Below are 19,572 nucleotides of genomic sequence, written 5' to 3' on the forward strand. Positions count from 1 at the left end.
TGCCGTGGCCCTGCAATGCAAGCGAAAGGGAGGACCGTGACCCAAGGCGAAACCGTGCCACATTGCCCGCTCTGCCACCGGCCCATCCCTGAGGACGTGCCGCAGAGCCTGCATCACCTGATCCCCAAACTGCGCGGTGGCAAGGGCGGGCCGACGGTGCTGATGCATCACATCTGCCACCGAGAGGTGCACGCCGCCCTGACCGAGACCGAACTGGCGCGGCACTATAACACGCCCGAAGCACTGCGCAGTCATCCGAGGCTTGCCAAATTCGCCGCATGGGTGGCGAAACGCCCGCCCGGTTTCCGCTCCAAAGTGCCCGGAGGCACGCGCAAACGTTAGGCGGGGCCGCACATCCGTTTGATTTCCTGCGCGACGTCCGGACTTGCCGCCACTGTGTCGACGGCCAGCGACTGCGCGTGATCTTGCACCTCCTCCGCCGCGACTATGCGGTCGATCAGGCCAAAAGTCAGCGCCTCCTCCGCCGTGATCTTTTGCCCGCCCATCAGCAAGAGCTTGGTCCGCGCAGGGCCGATCAGCGCCGCCATTCGCGCCGGGTCAGAGGGCTGCGGCAAAAAGCCCAGCTTCATCACCGGATAGAAGAACTTCGCCCCCGGCACCGCGATGCGCAGATCACAGGCCAGCGCCATGCCCATCGCACCGCCCGCCAACGTGCCGTTAAGCGCGGCGATGCTCAGCCCCGGCAAGGCGGCCACCGCGCCCGAGAGACGCTCCCAAACATCCGATTTCGCAAGGCCCGCGCGGGCTTCGTCCCGATCAGCCCCGGCGCTGAACACCTTGCCGCGCCCGGTCAGGATCACCGCGCGGGCGGCCTGCGCCTCTTCCATGATCTCGGCGAGTTCGACCAGCATGGCATGGGTCAGGGAATTGGCCTTGTCGGGGCGGTTGATCGTGATGGACCAGATGTCGCCCGCGCGGTCAAGCTCGATCATATCAGGCCCACCGCCTTGCGGATGCCTTCGTCGCGCAGGGAAATCTCATCGCCCAAGAAGCGATCCGCCTCCGGGCCGCACATCCACAGCAGCGCGCGGGCGGGCCAATCGGCGGGGATATGCACGTCCCAATCCAACTGGCTGACCGGGTTCACGCCGCTGTCCTTGATGTCGCGCTGCATGTCGGTGGCCACGGTGCCGGGGGACAGGCCGATGGCGCGGATGCCGTTGCCGCCCTCTTCGTGGTGCAAACACTGGGTCAGCATATTCGCCGCCGCCTTTGACGCGCAGTAGTGGCTCCACGCCTCGACCGGGTTATGCGCCGCGCCCGAAGAGATCGTCAGCACCGTGCCGCCTCCGTTTTCCTTCATCAAGGGCAGCGCCGCGCGCATGCCGTGGAAGACACCCGTGACATTGATGTTGATTGCCTTGGCCCAATCCGCGGGATCGGCCTCTCCCATGAGCGAGATCGGGTCGATCACGCCTGCGTTGTTGATCAGCACGTCGAGGCCACCAAAGGCCCGGCGCGTGGTCTCGACCGCCGAGGTCATCTCGTTATAGCGGGTCACGTCGCAGGGGATGGCGATGGCCTGTTTGCCCAACTCTCCGGCCAATTCGGCGATGGCATCCTGACTGCGCGCCAACAGGGCGACATTGCCGCCCGCCTCGGCGAACACACGCGCGGCGGCGGCGCCGATGCCCCGGCTCGCGCCGGTAATCATGATCGTCTTGCCTGTCATGTCCATGGGGGGATCCTTCCGCTTGTTTTGTACATTGCTTGAGGGCTGTGGTAATCTGCCGATCAACCCGGGTCTAGCCTCGCATCGCTTGACCCTGCGCGGGGATTGGCAGACCCTATGCGTAACTCATTGCCGAAAAGGATTTTCCGATGTCTCGCATTTCCACCGCGTCGCTGTTCCTCGCCCTGCCGGTCACGCTGGCTTCGACGCCCCTCTGGGCCGATCTGACCCCTTCCGACGTCTGGGGCGATTGGCGCCAGTATATGGAGAGCATGGGCTATGAGGTCGAGGCAAGCGAAGCCTTCAACGGCGATGACCTGACCGTCAGCGATGTGACCCTGAAAATGGACATGGCCGAAGAGGGCGGCGATTTCTCCATGTCGCTCGGCACGCTGAGCTTTGAGCCCGAAGGCGACGGGGCGGTCAATATCCGCATGCCCACCGTCATGCCGATGACGATCAACGTCGCGCCCGAAACGCCCGAGGATGAACCGGTGTCGATGGTATTGAACTACGCCCAGACCGCGCCGGTGATGCGCGCCAGCGGCAGCGCCGAGGCACTGCAATACGACTATGCCGCCGACAGCATTTCGCTCACGCTGGCCGGGCTCAAAGTGGGCGAGCAAAGCTATACCGAGGAAGAAGCCAAGTTCACTCTGATCGGCACCGGCGTCAGCAGCCGGACCGAGATGACCGGGACCGAGACGCGCCGCTATGACCAATCGGGCCGCATCGACAGCCTGCAATATGACGTGGTGATGAAAACCCCCGAAGACCCGGCCCGCGTCGCCGTCACAGGCGGGGTCGATCAGGTGGTCTTTGACGGCAGCGGCACCTTGCCGATGATCGACGCAGGCGCCGACGTGGCCGCGATGATGCGCGAAGGCCTTGCCTTCGACGGCAGCTTTACCGCTGGCGCGGGCCGCACCGACATGCAGGTTTCCGACCCCGAAAATGGGGAGTTTCAACTGATCTCAAGCTCGACCGGGGCAAAACTCGGCGTGGCCATGGGGCCTGAGGGGCTTTCTTATGACGGCGGCCAGCAGGACATCGAAGTCAGCGTGACCGCCGCCGACATGCCCTTCCCGATCCAGTTCAGCATGGCAGAAAGCGCCTTTAACCTCAAAATGCCGGTATTGAAGTCCGAAGAGCCGCAGGATTTCGCCTTTGGCGTTACGCTCGACCGTTTTGAGATGTCGGACATGATCTGGGGCATCTTCGACCCCACCGGCCAATTGCCCCGCGACCCGGCGACCTTGGTCGTGGACCTGTCGGGCAAGGCCAAACTGCTGTTCGAACTGATGGACCCCGAAGTCACCGCCACCATGGGCGATGAGGCCCCGGGCGAGATTCACGCGCTTAACGTGAACGAAGTGTCGCTGGACGTGGCCGGGGCCGAGTTCGACGCCTCGGGCGCGATCACCTTTGACAATGACGATATGCAAACCGTGGCCGGCATGCCGAAACCTCTGGGCGCGCTGGACCTGTCGCTGGTCGGCGGCGTGGCCCTGCTCGACAAACTGGTGGCGATGGGCCTCGTGCCGCAGGATCAGGCGATGGGCGCGCGGATGATGATGGGCCTCTTCACCGTACCGGGCGAGGGCGAAGATTCCCTGACCTCCAGAATCGAGTTCACCGAAGAGGGCGGCATCCTCGCCAACGGTCAGCAGATCAAATAACCGGCGGCGCGGCCCTGCGCCGCGCCTGCCCTATCTGGGAAAATAGAGCCCAGCCCTTGCCCCCCGCGGGGCGGGGGATTACCCCTTTTCCAACCCCAAAAGGAGCCAGACCATGCCAGACGCCCTTGATGCATTGACCAAGTCCCTCCTTCACGCGGCGACCAAGGCCGGGGCGGATGCGGCCGATGCCATGGCGATCACGGCAAGCTCTGTCTCGATCGAAGTGCGCGGCGGGGCGCTGGAACAGGCCGAACGCTCCGAAGGGACGGACATCGGGTTGCGGGTCTTCGTCGGCCAACGCTCGGCCAATGTCTCGGCCTCCGACACGTCATCGCGCACGATCGAAGAGATGGCCGAACGCGCCGTCGCCATGGCCAGAGAAGCGCCCGAAGACCCCTATTCCGGGCTGGCCGATCCCGATCAACTCTCACCCCGCCGCGATGCCGAAGGGTTGGAGCTTTGCGATCCCACGCCCGAACCTTCCCCCGAAGCCCTGCAAGAGGACGCCGCCCGCGCCGAAGCCGCCGCACTGGCCGTCAAAGGGGTCAGCCAAGTGCAATCGGCGGGCGCGGGCTATGGCGCGCAAGAGATTTACCTCGCCGCGACAAACGGGTTCGAGGGCGGCTATGCCCGCAGCGAACGCGGGCTGTCCTGTGTCGCCATCGCAGGCAGCGGCACCGGGATGGAGCGGGATTACGACGGCGACAGCCGCATCTTTCAGGCCGATCTGCGCGACGCGCAGGAGATCGGCACCCGCGCGGGCGAACGCGCGCTGGCGCGGCTCGATGCCCGCAAGCCCCCCACCGGCAGCTACCCGGTGCTGTTTGACGAACGCATCGCCGCCTCGCTGATCGGGCACCTCTTGGGGGCGATCAACGGTCAGGCGATTGCGCGCGGCGCGTCCTTCCTGCGCGATGCCAAGGGCGAACAGGTGCTGCCCGAAGCCCTATCCCTGATCGAAGACCCGACCCGCATCCGCGCCACCGGCTCGCGCCCCTTTGACGCCGAAGGGCTGCCGACCCAGCGGCGGGCCATCGTCGACAAAGGCATCTTGCAAGATTGGACACTCGACCTCGCCACCGCCCGCAAGCTGGAACTCAGCCCCACCGGCAACGCCGCGCGCGGCCCCGGCTCTGGCCCTCAGCCCTCGAACTGGAACATCGCGCTGACCCAAGGCGAGGCCAGCCGCGACGATCTGATTGCCGAGATGGGCACGGGGCTTTTGGTGACCTCCATGATCGGCAGCACGATCAACCCCAACACGGGCGACTATTCGCGCGGCGCCTCGGGCCTCTGGGTCGAGAATGGTGAGATCACCCATGCGATCAACGAATGCACCATCGCGGGCAACCTGCGCGACATGCTGCGGGCGATGATCCCCGCCAATGACGCGCGGACGCATCTTAGCCGCGTCGTGCCCTCGCTGCTGGTGCCGGGAATGACCCTTGCCGGTGCCTAAGGACGATCTCACCCTGCTGATCGACGCCGCCCGCAAGGCGGGTGCCGTGGCGCGCGGCTTTGTCGGGGCCACGGCGAAACGCTGGGACAAGCCCGATAACGCAGGCCCGGTGACCGAAGCCGATCTGGCGGTGAACGATCTGCTACTGTCAGAGTTGCGCAGCGCGCGGCACGACTATGGCTGGCTGTCCGAAGAGACCGAGGACAATACCGATCGACTCTCTCATGAGCGGGTCTTTATCATCGACCCGATCGACGGCACCCGCAGCTTTGTCGAAGGGTCCGACACTTGGGCGCACTCGCTGGCGATAGCCGAGGGCGGCGCGGTGACGGCGGCGGTGGTCTATCTGCCGATGCGCGACATGCTCTATGCCGCGCACCGGGGAGGCGGGGCCACGTTGAACGGCGCGCCGATCCGCACCTCCGAGGTCGGCAAACTGGCCGAGGCGACGGTGCTTGCCGCGCGGCCCGCGCTGGTGGCCGAACGCTGGCACGGCGGCGCGGCACCGGTGTTCAAACGCAGCTACCGCCCCTCGCTGGCCTACCGTATGGCGCTGGTGGCCGATGCATCCTTCGACGCGATGATCACCCTGCGCCGCACATGGGAATGGGACATCGCCGCAGGCACGTTGATCGTGGCCGAAGCGGGTGGCAGTTGCACCACCGCCACGGGCGCACCGCTCAGGTTCAACAACCGCGACCCGCGTGTCGATGGCATCGTGGCGGGTGGCCCTTCGGTGCAGCGCGCGCTGATCGACGCCCTTGCGTGACCGGCCTCATCTGCTAGGCACTATGCGCAGCACCGCAGCTTTGACAGATCAAAGGACAGCTTCATGACCCAACGCCTGCACCTTGTTTTCGGTGGCGAACTTGTCGATCCGACCAAGAACGCGTTCAAGAATGTCGATGACATCCACATCGTCGGGATCTTCCCCAACTATGCCAGCGCCTATGACGCATGGAAATCCGAAGCGCATCGCACCGTCGATAACGCGCATATGCGCTATTACATCGCCCATCTGCACCGCCTGCGCGACGAAGAGACATCGGCCTCGCCCACCGAAGAGCTGGAATAAACCACCATGGCGGCGCGGTCGCTGGGGCTTGCAGCCTATCGCGCCCTCGTGCGCCGGGGCGGGGCCGAAGACGCGCCGCCCTATATCCCGCGCCCCGAGGGGGAACTGGTCTGGATGCATGCCGCCGAAGCGGGCAACGTGCTGGCCGTGCTCGACCTTGCCAAACGGTTCATGGCGATGCGCGACCGGGCCGCGGTGCTGGTCACCCTCTCGGAAAGCGCGGCGGCCCAAGAGCTGCCCACGCCCGAGACGCGCGATCTGTTCATCCTCCCCGCCCCCAGCGAACACCCCGACAATGTGGCGCGCTTCCTTGACCATTGGCGGCCTGATTTCTGCCTGTGGACATGGGGCGGGCTGAGGCCCAACCTCGTGTTGGAGACCGCAGGGCGCGGCTGCCCCATGATGATGATCGACGCCGACAGCGCCGGTTTCGATGGCCGCCGGGACCGTTGGCTGCCCGATGTGACGCGGCAGTTACTGGCGGCTTTCGATCAGGTGTTGACCCGTTCCCCCGCCGTGCTGCGCCGTCTCGTGCAACTGGGCCTGCCGCGCAACAAGGGGCAGGTGACCTCGCCGCTGTTGGCGGGTGGTCAGGCGCTGCGCTGCGCGGAATCGGATTTGGCGGATATGTCGGCCTGCCTTGTCGGGCGTCCGGTTTGGTATGCGACGCAGGTTTTGGCTGAAGAGATACCCGTCATTCTCACTGCCCATCGCCAAGCGCTGCGCCTCTCGCATCGGTTGCTGCTTATCCTGCACACCCATGATTACCCGACCGCCGATATCGCTTATGAGCGCGCCCGCGCGCGGGGGTTCACCACGATGCGGTGGGGCGATGACCCCTACCCCGATGAGACGACACAGGTCATGGTGGCGGACGATCCCGGCGACCGGGGGTTGTTCTTTCGGGTGGCGCCGGTGTCTTTCCTCGGGTCTTCGCTGGTCTCGGGCCACGGCGGCTGCGACCCGTTCGAGGCGGCGGCGCTTGGCTCGGCGGTGCTTTACGGCCCCAAGGTGCGCAACTTCCTGCCCTCTTACGGGCGGCTCGCCACGGCAGGCGCGGCGCGGATCGTCAATGACGCGGGCGCGCTTGGCAATGCGGTGTCGCGTTTGATCGCGCCGGATCAGGCCGCCACGATGGCCCATGCGGGCTGGGACGTGATCAGCGAAGGGGCCGAACTGGCCGATAGGGTGATTGAGATGGTGCAAGACCGGCTCGACGAAGAAATGGGAGCATCCGATGCGCGCGCCTGATTTCTGGCATCTGCCCCGCCCCGACTGGCGCGCACGGCTGTTGCAACCGCTGGGCGCGCTCTATGCCACGGCCACCGCGCGGCGGCTGGCGGGCGGCAGGCCGCTGCGGTTGGGGGTGCCGGTGATCTGCGTCGGCAACATCAACGCAGGCGGCACCGGCAAGACGCCCACGGTGATGGCTGTGCTGCAATATCTGCTGGAGCGCGGCCATCGCCCGCATGTCGTCTCACGCGGCTATGGCGGCACGCTAGAGGGGCCAGTGCGGGTCGACCCCCTGCAGCACAGCGCCGAGGAGGTCGGGGACGAGCCACTGCTGCTCGCCGCCTTTGCAGATGTCTGGGTCGCCCGGGATCGCGCAGCGGGGGCGCAAGCCGCCGAAGCGGCGGGGGCCACGGTGGTGGTGCTGGATGACGGCTTTCAGAACCCCGCGTTGGTGCAGAATCTGAGCATCGTCGTGGTGGATGCGGTGAAAGGGTTCGGCAACGGCCTCTGCCTGCCTGCCGGGCCGTTGCGTGAGCCTGTCGCGGCAGGGCTGGCGCGGGCTGACCTGTTGCTCTCTATCGGGGATGAGGCGGCGCAGGCGCGCTTTGCGAAACGGCTGCCTAAGACAGACCTGCCCCATGCGCGCGCCGAACTCGCCCCGCTGCAAACCGGAATGGATTGGTCGGATTCCCAAGTCCTCGCCTTTGCGGGCATCGGCCATCCCGAGAAATTTTTCGCCACCCTGCGCGGGCTGGGGGCAACGATCCTTCACGCCGAGGCGCTGGAGGATCACCAGCCGCTGACCTCGCGGCTGATGTTGCGGCTGGAGGCCGAGGCCGCGATGCGCGGCGCCCAGCTTGTTACAACCGAGAAAGACGCGGTGCGCCTGCCGATGGAGTTCCGCGCCAAGGTGCTGACCCTGCCGGTGCGCCTGTCCCTGCCCGAAGGCAACGCGCTGCATGCAGCGCTGGACAGGCTGCCACCGCCTTAGGCCTTGTTGTCTTCGCCCAGTTTCGGCGCAGGCCGGTGCAGCGAAAGCTCGGCCCCCGAAAAGGTGAAGGGTGACCGCAGCCCCGGCACACCGTCCAGTTCAATCTGCATGCCCCGCGCCACGACCTGCGGATCGGCCATGACATCGGCCATGTCGTTGATCGGCCCGGCAGGCACGCCATGCGCCTCGCAGGCGGCAAGCAGATCATCACGGCTGCGCAGACGAGTGGCCCCGGTCAGGCGACGGATCATCTCGGGCCGATTGGCGACACGGTCGGCGTTCTTGAGGTACTCCGGCGCGGTGGCCATGTCATCGAGCCCCAGCAATTGACACAGGCGTTGGTACTGCCCGTCATTGCCCGTGGCGATGATGAGATGGCCGTCGGAACACTCAAACACCTCATAGGGCGTCAGGTTGGGGTGGGCGTTGCCCATCCGCGTCGGTGCCTTGCCGGTGGTGAGATAGTTCATCGCCTGATTGCCGGTGATCGCCACGGCGCAGTCGAGCAGGGCCATATCGATATGCTGCCCGACGCCGGTTTGGTGGCGCTGGTGAACGGCGGCCAGAATCGCGGTGCTGGCATAGACCCCGGTAAAGATATCGGTGATCGCCATGCCGGATTTCTGCGGCTGGCCGTCCCGCTCTCCGGTGATCGACATCAGGCCGGACATGCCTTGGATGATGAAATCATAACCCGCGCGATGGGCATAAGGCCCGGTGTGGCCGAACCCCGTGATCGAACAATAGATCAGCTTCGGGAACTGGGCAGACAGGCTGGCATAGTCCAACCCGTATTTCGCCAATCCCCCGGTCTTGAAATTCTCGATCAGGATATCCGCATCGGCCAAAAGCTCTTTGACCTGCGCCTGACCTTCCTCAGTGCGGAAATCCACGGTGACCGAGGCTTTGCCCCGGTTGGTCGAGTGGAAATAGGAAGCGGTGACATCCTCGTCCCGGGTGACGAAGGGTGGCCCCCATTGGCGGGTGTCATCCCCCGCCGGGCTTTCCACTTTGATCACCTCGCATCCGAGGTCCGACAGTGTCTGACCGGCCCAAGGGCCAGCCAGAACACGCGCCAATTCGACGACTTTCAGTCCTGCGAGCGGTGCGGTCATTAGCCAGCCAGCGCTTCGTCGAGGATTTCCTTCATGTCGGCATAGGACATGTTGGAGTGTTTCTTGCCGTCGATGACAAAGCTCGGCGTGCTTGAGATGTCATCCTCTTTGGCGTTTGCGGTGTACCATGCCACCAGCGCCTCGGCCATTTCACCGTCTTTCAGGCATTCATCCAGCGTCTCGTTGTCGAGCCCGGCCAGACGGCCAATCTTGCGCAGCTCATCGACGATGGCGGCAGGTTCGCCAGCGCGGGTCCATTCGCTTTGCGATTTGTAGATCAGGTCAGCGATGCCAAAGAACTTCTCCTGCCCGCCGCAGCGCGCCACCATGGAGGCCCAGAGACCGTAGCGATCGAAATAGACTTCGCGGTAGATGAACTTGACCTTGCCGCTGTCGATGTAATCGGCCTTCAGCTTTTTGAAGGTCTCGTTGTGGAAGGTCGCGCAATGCGGGCAGGTGAAAGAGGCGTATTCGACAACCGTCACCGGCGCGTTCTCATCGCCCAAGACCATCTCGGTGATGCCGGAGGTGTCGACTTCGCCCTCGGTGGTTTGCGCGTTCGCGGCGCCGACGAAGGGGGTCAGCGCAGTGCTGCCCAGGGGGGCCGAGCCAAAGCTGCTGGCAGCGAACCAGCCACCGACGCCGAGGGTGGCAAGACCGCCAAGGATTACGTTTCTGCGATTCATAGGATGTTCCTTCCGTTTGACCAGCTATCAGATCGTCAGCTTTGGTTCTTGTTCAATATGTTCTCGCCCAGACGTGCAAGGGCCTCGCGCAGCCCCTCATCGGCCACCGGCTTGGCGGCTTCGGCTGCTTTTTGTTGCAACGCGGGGTTGGGGCGGGGCTTCTCGCCCTTGGGCTTGTGATCGAAGGCCACCCGCCCTTCGGCAAATCCGGTCGCCGCCGTTTGGGTGATCCGCACCCGCGCGATGGCGTTGTAGCCGTAGACCGCGTTGACCCGCGCGCGCAGTTGCTCTTTCTGCATTTCCAGCATGGGCGCATTGGCCCCGGTGGTCAGCAGGGTCAGAGTGGCACCGATGCCCTCCTTGCGGCCATAGCTGACCTCGACAGGGCGCGAGATGGCGGCGGTTGCCTCGCCCGCGATCTCGGCCCAATGGGTCAGCAGACGCGATTGCGCAAAGCCGCGCGTCTCGCTCGCCTTGCGGATCTGTTGCGACAGCAGGCTGTTGGTGCGTTTGAACCCTTTTGTAGTCGTACGACGTGGCGGCATGGCTTTGTTTCCCGAATGTGCTGACATACATAACCATTTGCCCCAGCGTCACCAGCCCCCGACCCGTCGAAAGGCCTAAACATTGCGTGAGAAAACCCGCGTCAGCGAGCTGCCGCCGATCCTGCTAGAGTGGTACGACACCCACGCCCGCGCCCTGCCATGGCGGGTGCCGCCGCAGGACCGGATCGCCGGGGTCATGCCCGACCCCTACCGCATCTGGCTGAGCGAGGTCATGTTGCAGCAGACCACCGTGGCCACGGTAAAGGATTACTTCGCACGGTTCACCGCCCGCTGGCCGGATGTCGCCGCCCTCGCCGCTGCCGAGGATGCCGATGTGATGGCCGAATGGGCCGGGCTTGGCTATTACGCCCGCGCCCGCAACCTGCTCAAATGCGCGCGGGTGGTGGTGGATGAGCATGGCGGCAATTTCCCCGCGGATCACGACGCGCTGCTGAAACTGCCGGGGATCGGGCCCTATACGGCGGCGGCGATTGCCTCCATCGCCTTCGATCTGCCCCATGCGGTGCTCGACGGCAATGTGGAGCGGGTGATGGCGCGGGTCTATGACATCCACACGCCCCTGCCCGCCGCCAAGCCCGAGCTGATGGCCCGGGCCGCCGCCCTGACTCCGGCGGCCCGGCCCGGCGACTATGCCCAAGCGGTGATGGATCTGGGCGCCACGATCTGCACCCCGAAATCCCCCGCCTGCGGCATCTGCCCTTGGCGCGATCCCTGCGCCGCGCGGGCGGAAGGCACGGCAGCGCTCTTGCCCAAGAAGACGCCGAAGAAACCGAAACCCATTCGGCACGGCACCGTCTATCTGGCAGAGCGCGAGGATGGCGCATGGCTGCTAGAGACGCGGCCCGAGAAGGGGCTGCTTGGCGGCATGCTCGGCTGGCCCGGCTCCGACTGGGTCGACACGTCAGAGCCGCGCCCGGAAGGCACGCCGCCCTTGGCCGCCGATTGGCGCGCCCTGCCCGGGGAGGTGCGCCATACCTTCACCCATTTCCATCTGATGTTGACGGTGCAGCACGCCCGGGTGGGCCATGACAGCCGCCCCGAAAACGGTGAATTCATCGGCCAGAACCAGTTCCGCCCCAGCGATCTGCCCACCGTCATGCGCAAAGCTTTCGACCTCGCGCGCTAGCGCCGCGTCAGGCTTTGAGCCTCGGGCAAACTGCGGTATATCTGGCGCGCAACTATGAGGTGCCCCATGGCCAACCGCATCATCGCCGCCCAAGACCTCGCCCGCCTGTCCCGCGCGCTGCCTTTCTGGATGTCCCTGCTGCTGATCCCGCTGGCATGGTTCTGCGCCACACAGGGCGGCTGGACCATCGCGCTGCTACCGCTGGTGACATGGTATCTGTTTTCGATGCTCGACGCGGTGCTGGGGCTGAACCTCGACAACGCCGATCTGGAAGCGACGGAGGATGATCTTTATTGGTACCGCCTCGTCACCCTGCTCTGGACTCCGCTGCAATGCCTGACCGTTTTTGGCCTGATCTACTACGCCACCCGCGCCGGGCATCTAGACACGGCAGAGCGGATCTTTCTGTTCTTCGGCGTCGGCGTCATCACCGGCACCATCGGGATCAACTACAGCCATGAGCTGATGCACCAGCGGAACAAGACCGAACGGCGGCTGGCGGATATCCTGCTGGCCATGGTGCTATATTCGCATTTCCGGTCTGAGCATCTGTTGGTGCACCACCGCCATGTCGGCACCCCGCGCGACACGGTGACGGCGCGCTACAACGAAGGGTTTCATCGCTTCTACCCCCGCGTACTGCGCGAGTCGCTGACCTCGGCCTTTCAAGCGGAGAAGAACATGCTGGCCCGCAAGGGGCTGCCCTGGACCGATCCGGGCAATCCCTTTTTCAAATACTGGGCGCTGCAAGCCACCTTTTTGCTGCTGGCGCTGATCTTGGGCGGGTGGAGCGGTCTGGGCCTGTTCCTTGTCCAAGCCGGGGTGGCGATCTGGCAATTGGAACTGGTCAATTACATCGAACACTACGGGCTGACGCGTAAACATCTGGGCGGCGGGAAATATGAACATGTCCAACCGCGCCATTCGTGGAACGCGGCGCATAAGGCCAGCAACTGGCTGCTGATCAACTTGCAACGCCATTCCGATCACCATTACAAACCCGACCGGCGCTTTCCGGTCTTGCAGACCTATGGCACGGGCGATGCGCCGCAGCTTCCCTATGGCTATCCGGTGATGACCATGGCCGCCATGGTGCCGCCGCTGTGGCGGCGCGTCATGAACCCGCGGGTGCGCAAATGGCGCGAGATGTATTACCCCGAGATCACCGATTGGAAAGCCTACAACAAGGCCAGCAATCCCCTGCCCCGGCTCTGAACACGGCAACGCAAAGTTAAACTTTGCCTGCCAGAAAAGCTGCGACTGTTACCTGTGGAGTGGTATTGATGCAGCACCAAGACGCGCCCGCGCGGGCGGCCTATGATGGCACCTGTCTGATCGTCGAAGACAGTGAGTTTGACCGAAAAAGGCTGCGCCGCGTTCTGGCCCGCGCCTATGGCGGGATGCAGGTCGAATTCGCCCCCAGCATCGAAGCGGCACGCCGGGCGCTCAGCGCCGGGGACAAGGCGCTGATCCTGCTCGACAACAACTTGCCCGATGGGCTAGGCGCGAATTTCGCGCTGGAACTGGCCTGTGATCATCGCCACGCTCAAACCCCCGTCATCATGCTCAGCGATTGGCCCTCTCCGGTCATGTGGGAGAAAGCCGCCTCGGCCGGGGTGCTCTATGTGGTGAATAAATGCGATTTCGATGCCAGCTACCTCGCCGCTGCGCTGCGCGCGCTTCAGGGCCGCAACCGGCAGATGCATTAGGCCAGCCTCACGTGAAAAGCAGAACCAAAAAAACCCCGCCATCGGGCGGGGTCAAGGTAGGCACCCGTGTGCATGCCCCTCACGCAGAGGGGCCACGGGTGCCGGCGGTGTTCAATTATCCGGGGTGGATCAGTTCGCCATCTCGGCCCTGATCTGCTGACGCAGAATGTCGATGGGGACATTCTTGCCGTCTTTCTTGTAGCACCAATAGGTCCAGCCGTTGCAGCTGGGTGCTTTCTCATAGGCCGCGCCCACCTGATGGATCGACCCTTTGACATCGCTGCCGATCAGGGTGCCATCAGCGCGGACCTTGGCCTTGTGGCGGCCATTCATGGAATAGAGGTTCTCACCCGGGCGCAGCATGCCGCGCTCGACCAACTGGCCGAAGGGCACCCGCGGCTCGGCGCGTTTGGAAGTGGTGGTTTGCAGCGCTTCGTTGTCGAATTTGCGCACCATCGAGATCCGCTTTTCTGCAACCTTGCGATAGGCTTCCTCACGCTCGATCCCGATGAAGTCACGGCCCAGCATCTTGGCGACGGCCCCGGTGGTGCCGGTGCCAAAGAACGGGTCGAGGATCACATCGCCGGGGTTGGTCGAACCAACGAGGATGCGGTGCAGCAGGCTTTCTGGCTTTTGCGTCGGATGCGCTTTCTCGCCCCCCTCATCCTTCAGACGCTCATGGCCGGTGCAGATCGGCAGCACCCAATCGCTGCGCATCTGGATACCTTCGTTCAGCGCCTTCAGCGCCTCATAGTTGAAGGTGTATTTGCTGTTCTCGCTCTTACCGGCCCAGATCATCGTCTCATGGGCATTGGTGAAACGCTTGCCACGGAAGTTCGGCATCGGGTTGGATTTGCGCCAGACCACGTCGTTGAGGATCCAAAAGCCCTGATCCTGAAGCGCGGCACCGACGCGGAAGATGTTGTGGTAGCTGCCGATCACCCAGATCGCGCCATCGGGCTTGAGCAGACGCCGCGCGGCTTTAAGCCATGCGCGGGTGAATTCGTCATAGGCTTTGAAGCTGGCGAATTGGTCCCATTCGTCATCAACTGCATCGACCTTGGAGTTGTCGGGGCGATGCAAATCACCTCGCAACTGCAAGTTGTAGGGCGGATCCGCGAAGATCAGATCCACCGATTCTGCTGGGAGGGCGTTCATTGCCTCAATGCAATCGCCCGCAACAATAGTGTTCAAGGGAAGCGCCGCGGCGCCCTTTGTCATCGTTTTCATATCTCTGCCTCATTACCCGGCGCTTAAGCGCTCATTGGTTGTGGATAAAATGAGCCATCAGAGAATCGCGGTCAATTTCTTTTTTGAATCAATCGGTTAACAAATTCGCTTGATACAAGATATTGTGTACCGGCTTGAACAAACGTCTATGGTGTGGGGTGACACCAAGATCCTGCAGGGCGGCGATGTGGCTTTTCGAGCCATAGCCCATATTGGTTTCCCAACCGTAACCCGGATGTTGTTGCGCCAAATCCACCATGAGGTTATCGCGTACGGTTTTCGCAACAATAGAAGCCGCTGAGATCGACAGGCAGCGCGCATCGCCCTTCACCACAGGTTGCGCGGGCAGCGCCAGATCCCGCGGGAGCATATTGCCGTCGATCAACGCATAGTCCGCCTTGCAGGCCAAACCGGCCAAGGCGCGGGTCATGGCCAGATGGCTGGCACGCAAGATGTTGTGTTCCTCGATCTCTTCGACCGTGGCATGGGCCACGCAGACCACGGCGACCGACATGATTTCTTCATAAAGCTTTTCGCGGGCGCGGGCGGTCAGTTTCTTGGAATCGTTCAGCCCCTCGGGGATCTGCCCTTCGGCAAAGACCACGGCAGCGGCAGTGACCGGCCCGGCCAGCGGGCCACGGCCCACTTCGTCCACACCGGCGATGGTGCGAAAGCCGCGGGTCATCGCCCCGCGTTCGAGTTCATAGTCAGGTATCATGGGGCTGGTGAAACCGCATGCGCCCAAAAGGTGCAACAAAAAAGAGAAAGGGGAGGCGCCCGAACACCCCCCCTTTCAAAACCCGAGCGACAGGGACGTGCCGCTCGGTCAAGGCACGCCGGATTTACCGACGCGCCAAGCTGTAACCCGAGTCGCGCAGACAGCGGGCGTCATAGCCATAGCGCGCGCCCTCGGCGGTACTGACGCGTTTGGCGCAGTAGCGGGGCAGGCGATCGGCATAGGAGTAATTTTTCTCAAGGCAGGGCTCGCCAAACATCATGACCTTGCCCTCATCGCCCTCATAGCTGCGGAAGCACTGCTGCGGCAGCAGCTTGCGGTCCACGCGCTCAGGCAGGGGGCGCACTTCGCGCTCAGGGTAGGTGGTACGGTCGCGCTCAGGGCGGGTCCAGTCGCCGCGACGCGGCGCGGGGCGCGGGTTAACATAGGGGCGCGGATGGGGTCGCTTGGAAACCGTGGGGTAATACCGGGGCGCCTCATAGACCGGCGCGGCGCGGCGGCGGGTCACGGTCTCACGCTCTTTGCGCTCTTTGTTGTTGTTGTCGTAGATCATCTTGCCCACGATCGCGACACCCGCAATCGCGGCGAGCGTGCGCAGCACCTCTTTTTCATCGGCAGCAGCCGGGCGGGCGCCAAAGGCGGTGATGGCAACCGACAGGGCGGCGATGGTAGCAATGAACTTGCGGTACATGGGTCTGGTCCCTTCTCGTTATCGGCGCGTTTTGCTGCGCCCTTGATCCTCTGCGGCCATAACTCGGGGGCCGCGTATCGGTTCGTGTGTCTGTTGGTGCCACCAAATTGGGATGAGGGCCAAAGACAGGCAATAACAGGGGGTCGTTATCCAATAACAAGACGCTCAAAACGCCTTGGTTATTGAATATCAGCGGGCAAAAGCGCATTAAAAACATATGAAAAACCCATGTCTCTCCTTGCTGACCGCACTAGCGGTCGTTCTGGCCCTGCCCGCCGCGGCAACAGCCGGATGCTTTGCCGATTACAAGGCCAAGCAAGACAATCCGCTGCGCCTTCACTATGGGGTGGCGCAGATCTCCGGGGCCTGTGAGCCAGCCTCCGCCGAAACCGAACTCACGCCGCGTCTTGCAGCGGAGGGCTGGACATTGTTGAATGTGCTGTCTGTTTTCGGTGACGAAGGCTTGGATCAAAGGAAAGACAGTGCAGGAACATTCTACCTCCGCTTCTGACATGCGCAGATTTGGCGGGCGTTTCGTGATCGGCGGCATCGCCGCCGTGGTCGCCGTGCTTTTGGTAGGGGCGCTTGTCCTGCTTTGGGCGCTGCCGGATGCGAACGTCTTTAACGCCCGGGTCGAGCGGATCTTTATCGAAAACGACGATCTGACCACCCAGGCCGAGATCAAGCTGCTGGAAATCCTCGCCCAGTCCGGCACCGCCTTTTCCGAGACTTTGGCCAGCTATCGCATCGTGATCGTGGTGCTTTTGGTCTTTGCCAGCGCCATGCTGGTCGCGGCGATGGTGTTTCTGTTCATGCTGATCGGCTTCAACCGCCGCATGGCCCAGATCGAGCGGACGGGCATTCAAGTGAACTCTCTGCTGATCAGCCGGGAAGAGAATACCGTCTATCTCAACAACCTCGGCTTCAAACTGACCGCCGCCGCGATGGAGACGATGTCGGTCCTTGCCGAGGCGCGGATGGATGACGACGTGCTGTCGGGCTCCGAGATCGAAGGCATGATCTCGGGCCGCAGCCCTGCCGACTGTGATGAGGCCGCGGGCGCCACGCGGATCAAACGCCTGCGCGACACGCTTGGCAACCAGCTGGTGTCGGAACTGCTGGTCAAGAACATCGCCCGGCGCGGCTATATGCTGGCGATCAACAAGGACGTGATCAAGGTTCTCTGACCCCGGCTAAGCACCGCCCTGCCCCGCCCTCACGCGGCTGGCCCTAGCCAATGCCCCGCAGGCACGTTAAATGGCGTCAAATTAAATTGGACAGACTGGAGTAATCAGATGGGTTATCGCGTCGCCGTCGTCGGTGCCACAGGCAATGTGGGCCGTGAAATGTTGAACATCCTTGCGGAGCGTCAGTTCCCCGTGGACGAGATCGTGGCCCTTGCCAGCCGCCGTTCGCTCGGGACTGAGATCACCTTCGGAGACAAGACCCTCAAGACCAAAGACCTCGACACTTTCGATTTCACCGGCTGGGACATGGCGCTCTTTGCCGTGGGCTCCGAGGCCACCAAGAAATACGCGCCTGCCGCTGCCAAAGCGGGCTGCGTGGTGATCGATAACTCTTCGCTCTACCGCTACGACAACGAAGTGCCGCTGATCGTGCCGGAGGTGAACCCCGAAGACGTGCACGGCTATTCCAAGAAGAACATCATCGCCAACCCCAACTGCTCCACCGCGCAGATGGTCGTGGCGCTGAAGCCGCTGCATGACCGCGCCAAGATCAAGCGCGTCGTCGTCTCGACCTACCAGTCGGTTTCCGGCTCGGGCAAAGAGGCGATCGACGAGCTTTGGGACCAGACCAAATCGGTCTACAACCCGACCGACAATTACGAGGCCAAGGTCTACCCCAAGCAGATCGCCTTTAACGTGATTCCGCATATCGACGTCTTCCTCGAAGACGGGTCGACCAAGGAAGAATGGAAGATGGTCGCCGAGACCAAGAAGATCGTCGATCCGTCGATCAAGGTCACCGCGACCTGCGTGCGCGTGCCGGTTTTCGTGGGCCATGCGGAATCGATCAACATCGAATTCGAAGACCACCTTGATGAGGCCGAAGCCCGCGACATCCTGCGCGAAGCGCCGGGCATCATGGTGATCGACAAGCGCGAAGACGGCGGCTACGTCACGCCGGTGGAATGCGTCGGCGATTTCGCCACCTTCATCAGCCGCATCCGTCAGGACAGCACCATCGACAACGGCATCAACCTGTGGTGCGTCAGCGACAACCTGCGCAAGGGTGCCGCCCTGAACGCCGTACAGATCGCCGAACTGCTGGGCCGCGAAGTGCTGAAAAAGGGCTGAGGTTCAGCCACAGTCTAGGAATAAGAAAGGGGGCCAAGCGGCCCCCTTTTTCGTCTCTGCCATCTGTCTGCGCGAGCGTCAGACCGGCTCGAATTTCTGCGCCTTGGCGTCGTAATATTCCAAGCTGCCCTCGCCGATGTCAGTCCACAGGCCGTGTAGGCTCAGCGTGCCGTCTTCGACCTTTTCCTTGATCCACGGGAAGGTCATCAGGTTTTCGAGCGAGGTTAGCACCGCCTGACGCTCCAGCAAAAGCTGCTGCTCCGCTGGGTCTTCGACCTTTTCCACCGTCTCGTATTTCGGGCGCAGCAGGTCCATCCAGCGGCCCACGAAACTGTCTTGGTTCTCAAGCTCGGGCGCGTTGCCTTTGCACATTTCGATGCAACCCGCCACGCCGCCGCAACTGGAATGGCCCAGCACGATCAGATGCGCGACCTTCAGCGCGTTGACAGCATATTCCACCGCCGCCGAGGTGCCGTGCTGCTTGCCATCCGGCTCATAGGGCGGGACAAGGTTGGCGATGTTGCGGTGGATAAAGAACTCCCCCTGATCCGCCCCGAAGATCGAGGTCACATGCACGCGGCTGTCGCAGCAGGAGATCACCATCGCACGCGGGCGCTGCCCCTCGGCGGCCAATCGGCGATACCATGTTTGGTTCTCGGCATAGCCGGTCGCCTTCCACCCCTGATAGCGTTGCAACAGATACGACGGCAGAGCCTTGGCCTTGTCCATGTGTAAACGTCCCCTAATGCGAAATGCGGTTTTAGCGCAGATAGCGCAAATGCCATACGAATTCGAGAGAAAAGGCACAATCATCGCAACCCTTTGCACACCTTCACGCGCCATATTGCCCTTAGGCCGTGGGGGCGATCGAAGGATGACTGGAATGCAACTTATGCAAATTCGCCCGACCGAACAGGTCTGCGTCGATCAAGAGCGGCTGGCGCTGCTCTACACACAACTGGGTGAGGTGGGGGCCGAAGATGTTCTCTGCCGCGCGATGGAGGAATTGGCCCTGCGCCTGTCCCATTGCAAAAGGCTCCATGAGGGCCAAGACCGCGCCGGCCTGCGCAAAAGCGTGCACCGCCTGATCGCCATCGCCGATCAAATCGGCATGGCGCTCGTCGCCCGGGTGGCGGCGGATGTGATGGTCTGTATCGACGACGGGGATGACATCGCCACGGCAGCCACGCTGTCGCGGCTGATCCGCAACGGCGAACGGTCGCTGACCGCGATATGGGACTTGCCCGAGATCACGATCTGATCGC

General features: G+C 63.3%; 23 protein-coding genes. 14 read left to right on the top strand and 9 right to left on the bottom strand.

Annotation, left to right across the window (positions count from 1 at the left end):
- Positions 1-36 precede the first annotated feature (36 nt).
- Positions 37-342, top strand: coding sequence for an HNH endonuclease (locus tag ACGYLO_RS00460; protein WP_231886283.1), 306 nt, complete (start codon positions 37-39; stop codon positions 340-342).
- Here the strand turns inward: ACGYLO_RS00460 and ACGYLO_RS00465 are convergent.
- Positions 339-953, bottom strand: a complete 615-nt coding sequence (locus ACGYLO_RS00465) for an enoyl-CoA hydratase/isomerase family protein (RefSeq protein ID WP_271688833.1) — start codon at positions 951-953, stop codon at positions 339-341. The genes ACGYLO_RS00460 and ACGYLO_RS00465 overlap by 4 nt on opposite strands.
- A complete protein-coding gene (locus tag ACGYLO_RS00470) occupies positions 950-1,699 on the bottom strand; it encodes an SDR family oxidoreductase (protein WP_067261708.1) in 750 nt (249 codons plus the stop codon). The genes ACGYLO_RS00465 and ACGYLO_RS00470 overlap by 4 nt, the downstream gene beginning before the upstream one ends.
- A 143-nt stretch (positions 1,700-1,842) precedes the next feature.
- On the opposite strand from ACGYLO_RS00470, the gene ACGYLO_RS00475 reads away from it, so the two are divergent.
- The 6 genes from ACGYLO_RS00475 to lpxK all read left to right on the top strand — a co-directional run bounded on the left by ACGYLO_RS00475 (position 1,843) and on the right by lpxK (position 8,130).
- Positions 1,843-3,372 carry a DUF2125 domain-containing protein gene (locus ACGYLO_RS00475; RefSeq protein ID WP_271688832.1) on the top strand — a complete coding sequence of 510 codons (1,530 nt, stop codon included), beginning with the start codon at positions 1,843-1,845 and terminating at the stop codon, positions 3,370-3,372.
- 112 nt (positions 3,373-3,484) lie between these two features.
- Complete coding sequence (locus ACGYLO_RS00480) at positions 3,485-4,831, top strand: TldD/PmbA family protein (RefSeq protein WP_136720263.1); 1,347 nt, start codon at positions 3,485-3,487, stop codon at positions 4,829-4,831.
- Entirely contained in the window at positions 4,824-5,600 is a 777-nt protein-coding gene (locus ACGYLO_RS00485) for a 3'(2'),5'-bisphosphate nucleotidase CysQ (RefSeq protein ID WP_271689912.1), read from the top strand. Before ACGYLO_RS00480 ends, ACGYLO_RS00485 begins: the two co-directional genes overlap by 8 nt.
- Positions 5,601-5,663: 63 nt before the next feature.
- A complete protein-coding gene (locus ACGYLO_RS00490; RefSeq protein ID WP_067262181.1) occupies positions 5,664-5,906 on the top strand; it encodes a DUF4170 domain-containing protein in 243 nt (80 codons plus the stop codon).
- 6 nt (positions 5,907-5,912) lie between these two features.
- Complete coding sequence (locus ACGYLO_RS00495; protein ID WP_271688831.1) at positions 5,913-7,157, top strand: 3-deoxy-D-manno-octulosonic acid transferase; 1,245 nt, start codon at positions 5,913-5,915, stop codon at positions 7,155-7,157.
- Entirely contained in the window at positions 7,144-8,130 is a 987-nt protein-coding gene (lpxK, locus tag ACGYLO_RS00500) for a tetraacyldisaccharide 4'-kinase (protein WP_271688830.1), read from the top strand. The genes ACGYLO_RS00495 and lpxK overlap by 14 nt, the downstream gene beginning before the upstream one ends.
- On the opposite strand, the gene ACGYLO_RS00505 is transcribed toward lpxK, so the two are convergent.
- The 3 genes from ACGYLO_RS00505 to ACGYLO_RS00515 are packed head-to-tail and all read right to left on the bottom strand — an operon-like array spanning position 8,127 to position 10,476.
- Positions 8,127-9,245 carry a CaiB/BaiF CoA-transferase family protein gene (locus ACGYLO_RS00505; protein ID WP_271688829.1) on the bottom strand — a complete coding sequence of 373 codons (1,119 nt, stop codon included), beginning with the start codon at positions 9,243-9,245 and terminating at the stop codon, positions 8,127-8,129. The genes lpxK and ACGYLO_RS00505 overlap by 4 nt on opposite strands.
- Complete coding sequence (locus ACGYLO_RS00510; protein ID WP_271688828.1) at positions 9,245-9,931, bottom strand: DsbA family protein; 687 nt, start codon at positions 9,929-9,931, stop codon at positions 9,245-9,247. The genes ACGYLO_RS00505 and ACGYLO_RS00510 overlap by 1 nt, the downstream gene beginning before the upstream one ends.
- Positions 9,932-9,966: 35 nt before the next feature.
- Positions 9,967-10,476, bottom strand: coding sequence for a DUF721 domain-containing protein (locus ACGYLO_RS00515; protein ID WP_271688827.1), 510 nt, complete (start codon positions 10,474-10,476; stop codon positions 9,967-9,969).
- 82 nt (positions 10,477-10,558) lie between these two features.
- Between ACGYLO_RS00515 and mutY the strand changes: the two genes are divergently transcribed.
- From mutY to ACGYLO_RS00530, 3 genes are all read left to right on the top strand, one after another.
- Positions 10,559-11,623, top strand: coding sequence for an A/G-specific adenine glycosylase (gene mutY / locus ACGYLO_RS00520; RefSeq protein ID WP_271688826.1), 1,065 nt, complete (start codon positions 10,559-10,561; stop codon positions 11,621-11,623).
- Between the two features lie 66 nt (positions 11,624-11,689).
- Positions 11,690-12,838 carry an alkane 1-monooxygenase gene (locus ACGYLO_RS00525; protein WP_271688825.1) on the top strand — a complete coding sequence of 383 codons (1,149 nt, stop codon included), beginning with the start codon at positions 11,690-11,692 and terminating at the stop codon, positions 12,836-12,838.
- A gap of 68 nt (positions 12,839-12,906) precedes the next feature.
- Positions 12,907-13,332, top strand: coding sequence for a response regulator (locus tag ACGYLO_RS00530; RefSeq protein WP_271688824.1), 426 nt, complete (start codon positions 12,907-12,909; stop codon positions 13,330-13,332).
- Positions 13,333-13,461: 129 nt separating this feature from the next.
- Here the strand turns inward: ACGYLO_RS00530 and ACGYLO_RS00535 are convergent, their stop codons facing one another.
- The 3 genes from ACGYLO_RS00535 to ACGYLO_RS00545 all read right to left on the bottom strand — a co-directional run bounded on the left by ACGYLO_RS00535 (position 13,462) and on the right by ACGYLO_RS00545 (position 15,989).
- Positions 13,462-14,562 (bottom strand): site-specific DNA-methyltransferase, encoded by a 1,101-nt coding sequence (locus ACGYLO_RS00535; protein ID WP_271688823.1) that lies wholly within the window; start codon positions 14,560-14,562, stop codon positions 13,462-13,464.
- Between the two features lie 88 nt (positions 14,563-14,650).
- Complete coding sequence (locus ACGYLO_RS00540) at positions 14,651-15,280, bottom strand: ribonuclease HII (protein ID WP_067265994.1); 630 nt, start codon at positions 15,278-15,280, stop codon at positions 14,651-14,653.
- A 124-nt stretch (positions 15,281-15,404) separates the two neighbouring features.
- On the bottom strand, positions 15,405-15,989 hold the full coding sequence (locus ACGYLO_RS00545; protein WP_271688822.1) for a hypothetical protein: 585 nt from the start codon (positions 15,987-15,989) through the stop codon (positions 15,405-15,407).
- Between the two features lie 217 nt (positions 15,990-16,206).
- Here ACGYLO_RS00545 and ACGYLO_RS00550 point away from each other — a divergent pair, with 217 nt between their 5' ends.
- The 3 genes from ACGYLO_RS00550 (at position 16,207) to ACGYLO_RS00560 (ending at position 18,307) form a co-directional block, all read left to right on the top strand.
- On the top strand, positions 16,207-16,500 hold the full coding sequence (locus tag ACGYLO_RS00550; protein ID WP_271688821.1) for a hypothetical protein: 294 nt from the start codon (positions 16,207-16,209) through the stop codon (positions 16,498-16,500).
- A gap of 1 nt (position 16,501) precedes the next feature.
- Positions 16,502-17,176 carry a hypothetical protein gene (locus ACGYLO_RS00555; RefSeq protein WP_082852096.1) on the top strand — a complete coding sequence of 225 codons (675 nt, stop codon included), beginning with the start codon at positions 16,502-16,504 and terminating at the stop codon, positions 17,174-17,176.
- Positions 17,177-17,284: 108 nt separating this feature from the next.
- A complete protein-coding gene (locus ACGYLO_RS00560; protein WP_067266005.1) occupies positions 17,285-18,307 on the top strand; it encodes an aspartate-semialdehyde dehydrogenase in 1,023 nt (340 codons plus the stop codon).
- 78 nt (positions 18,308-18,385) lie between these two features.
- Here the strand turns inward: ACGYLO_RS00560 and ACGYLO_RS00565 are convergent, their stop codons facing one another.
- On the bottom strand, positions 18,386-19,036 hold the full coding sequence (locus tag ACGYLO_RS00565) for a carbonic anhydrase (protein ID WP_209218489.1): 651 nt from the start codon (positions 19,034-19,036) through the stop codon (positions 18,386-18,388).
- 154 nt (positions 19,037-19,190) lie between these two features.
- Here ACGYLO_RS00565 and ACGYLO_RS00570 point away from each other — a divergent pair, with 154 nt between their 5' ends.
- Complete coding sequence (locus ACGYLO_RS00570; RefSeq protein ID WP_271688820.1) at positions 19,191-19,568, top strand: hypothetical protein; 378 nt, start codon at positions 19,191-19,193, stop codon at positions 19,566-19,568.
- Positions 19,569-19,572: the final 4 nt, after the last annotated feature.

It is taken from the genome of Sulfitobacter sp. 1A13353 (assembly GCF_043557255.1).
GTDB classification, from domain to species: Bacteria; Pseudomonadota; Alphaproteobacteria; order Rhodobacterales; family Rhodobacteraceae; genus Sulfitobacter; species Sulfitobacter faviae.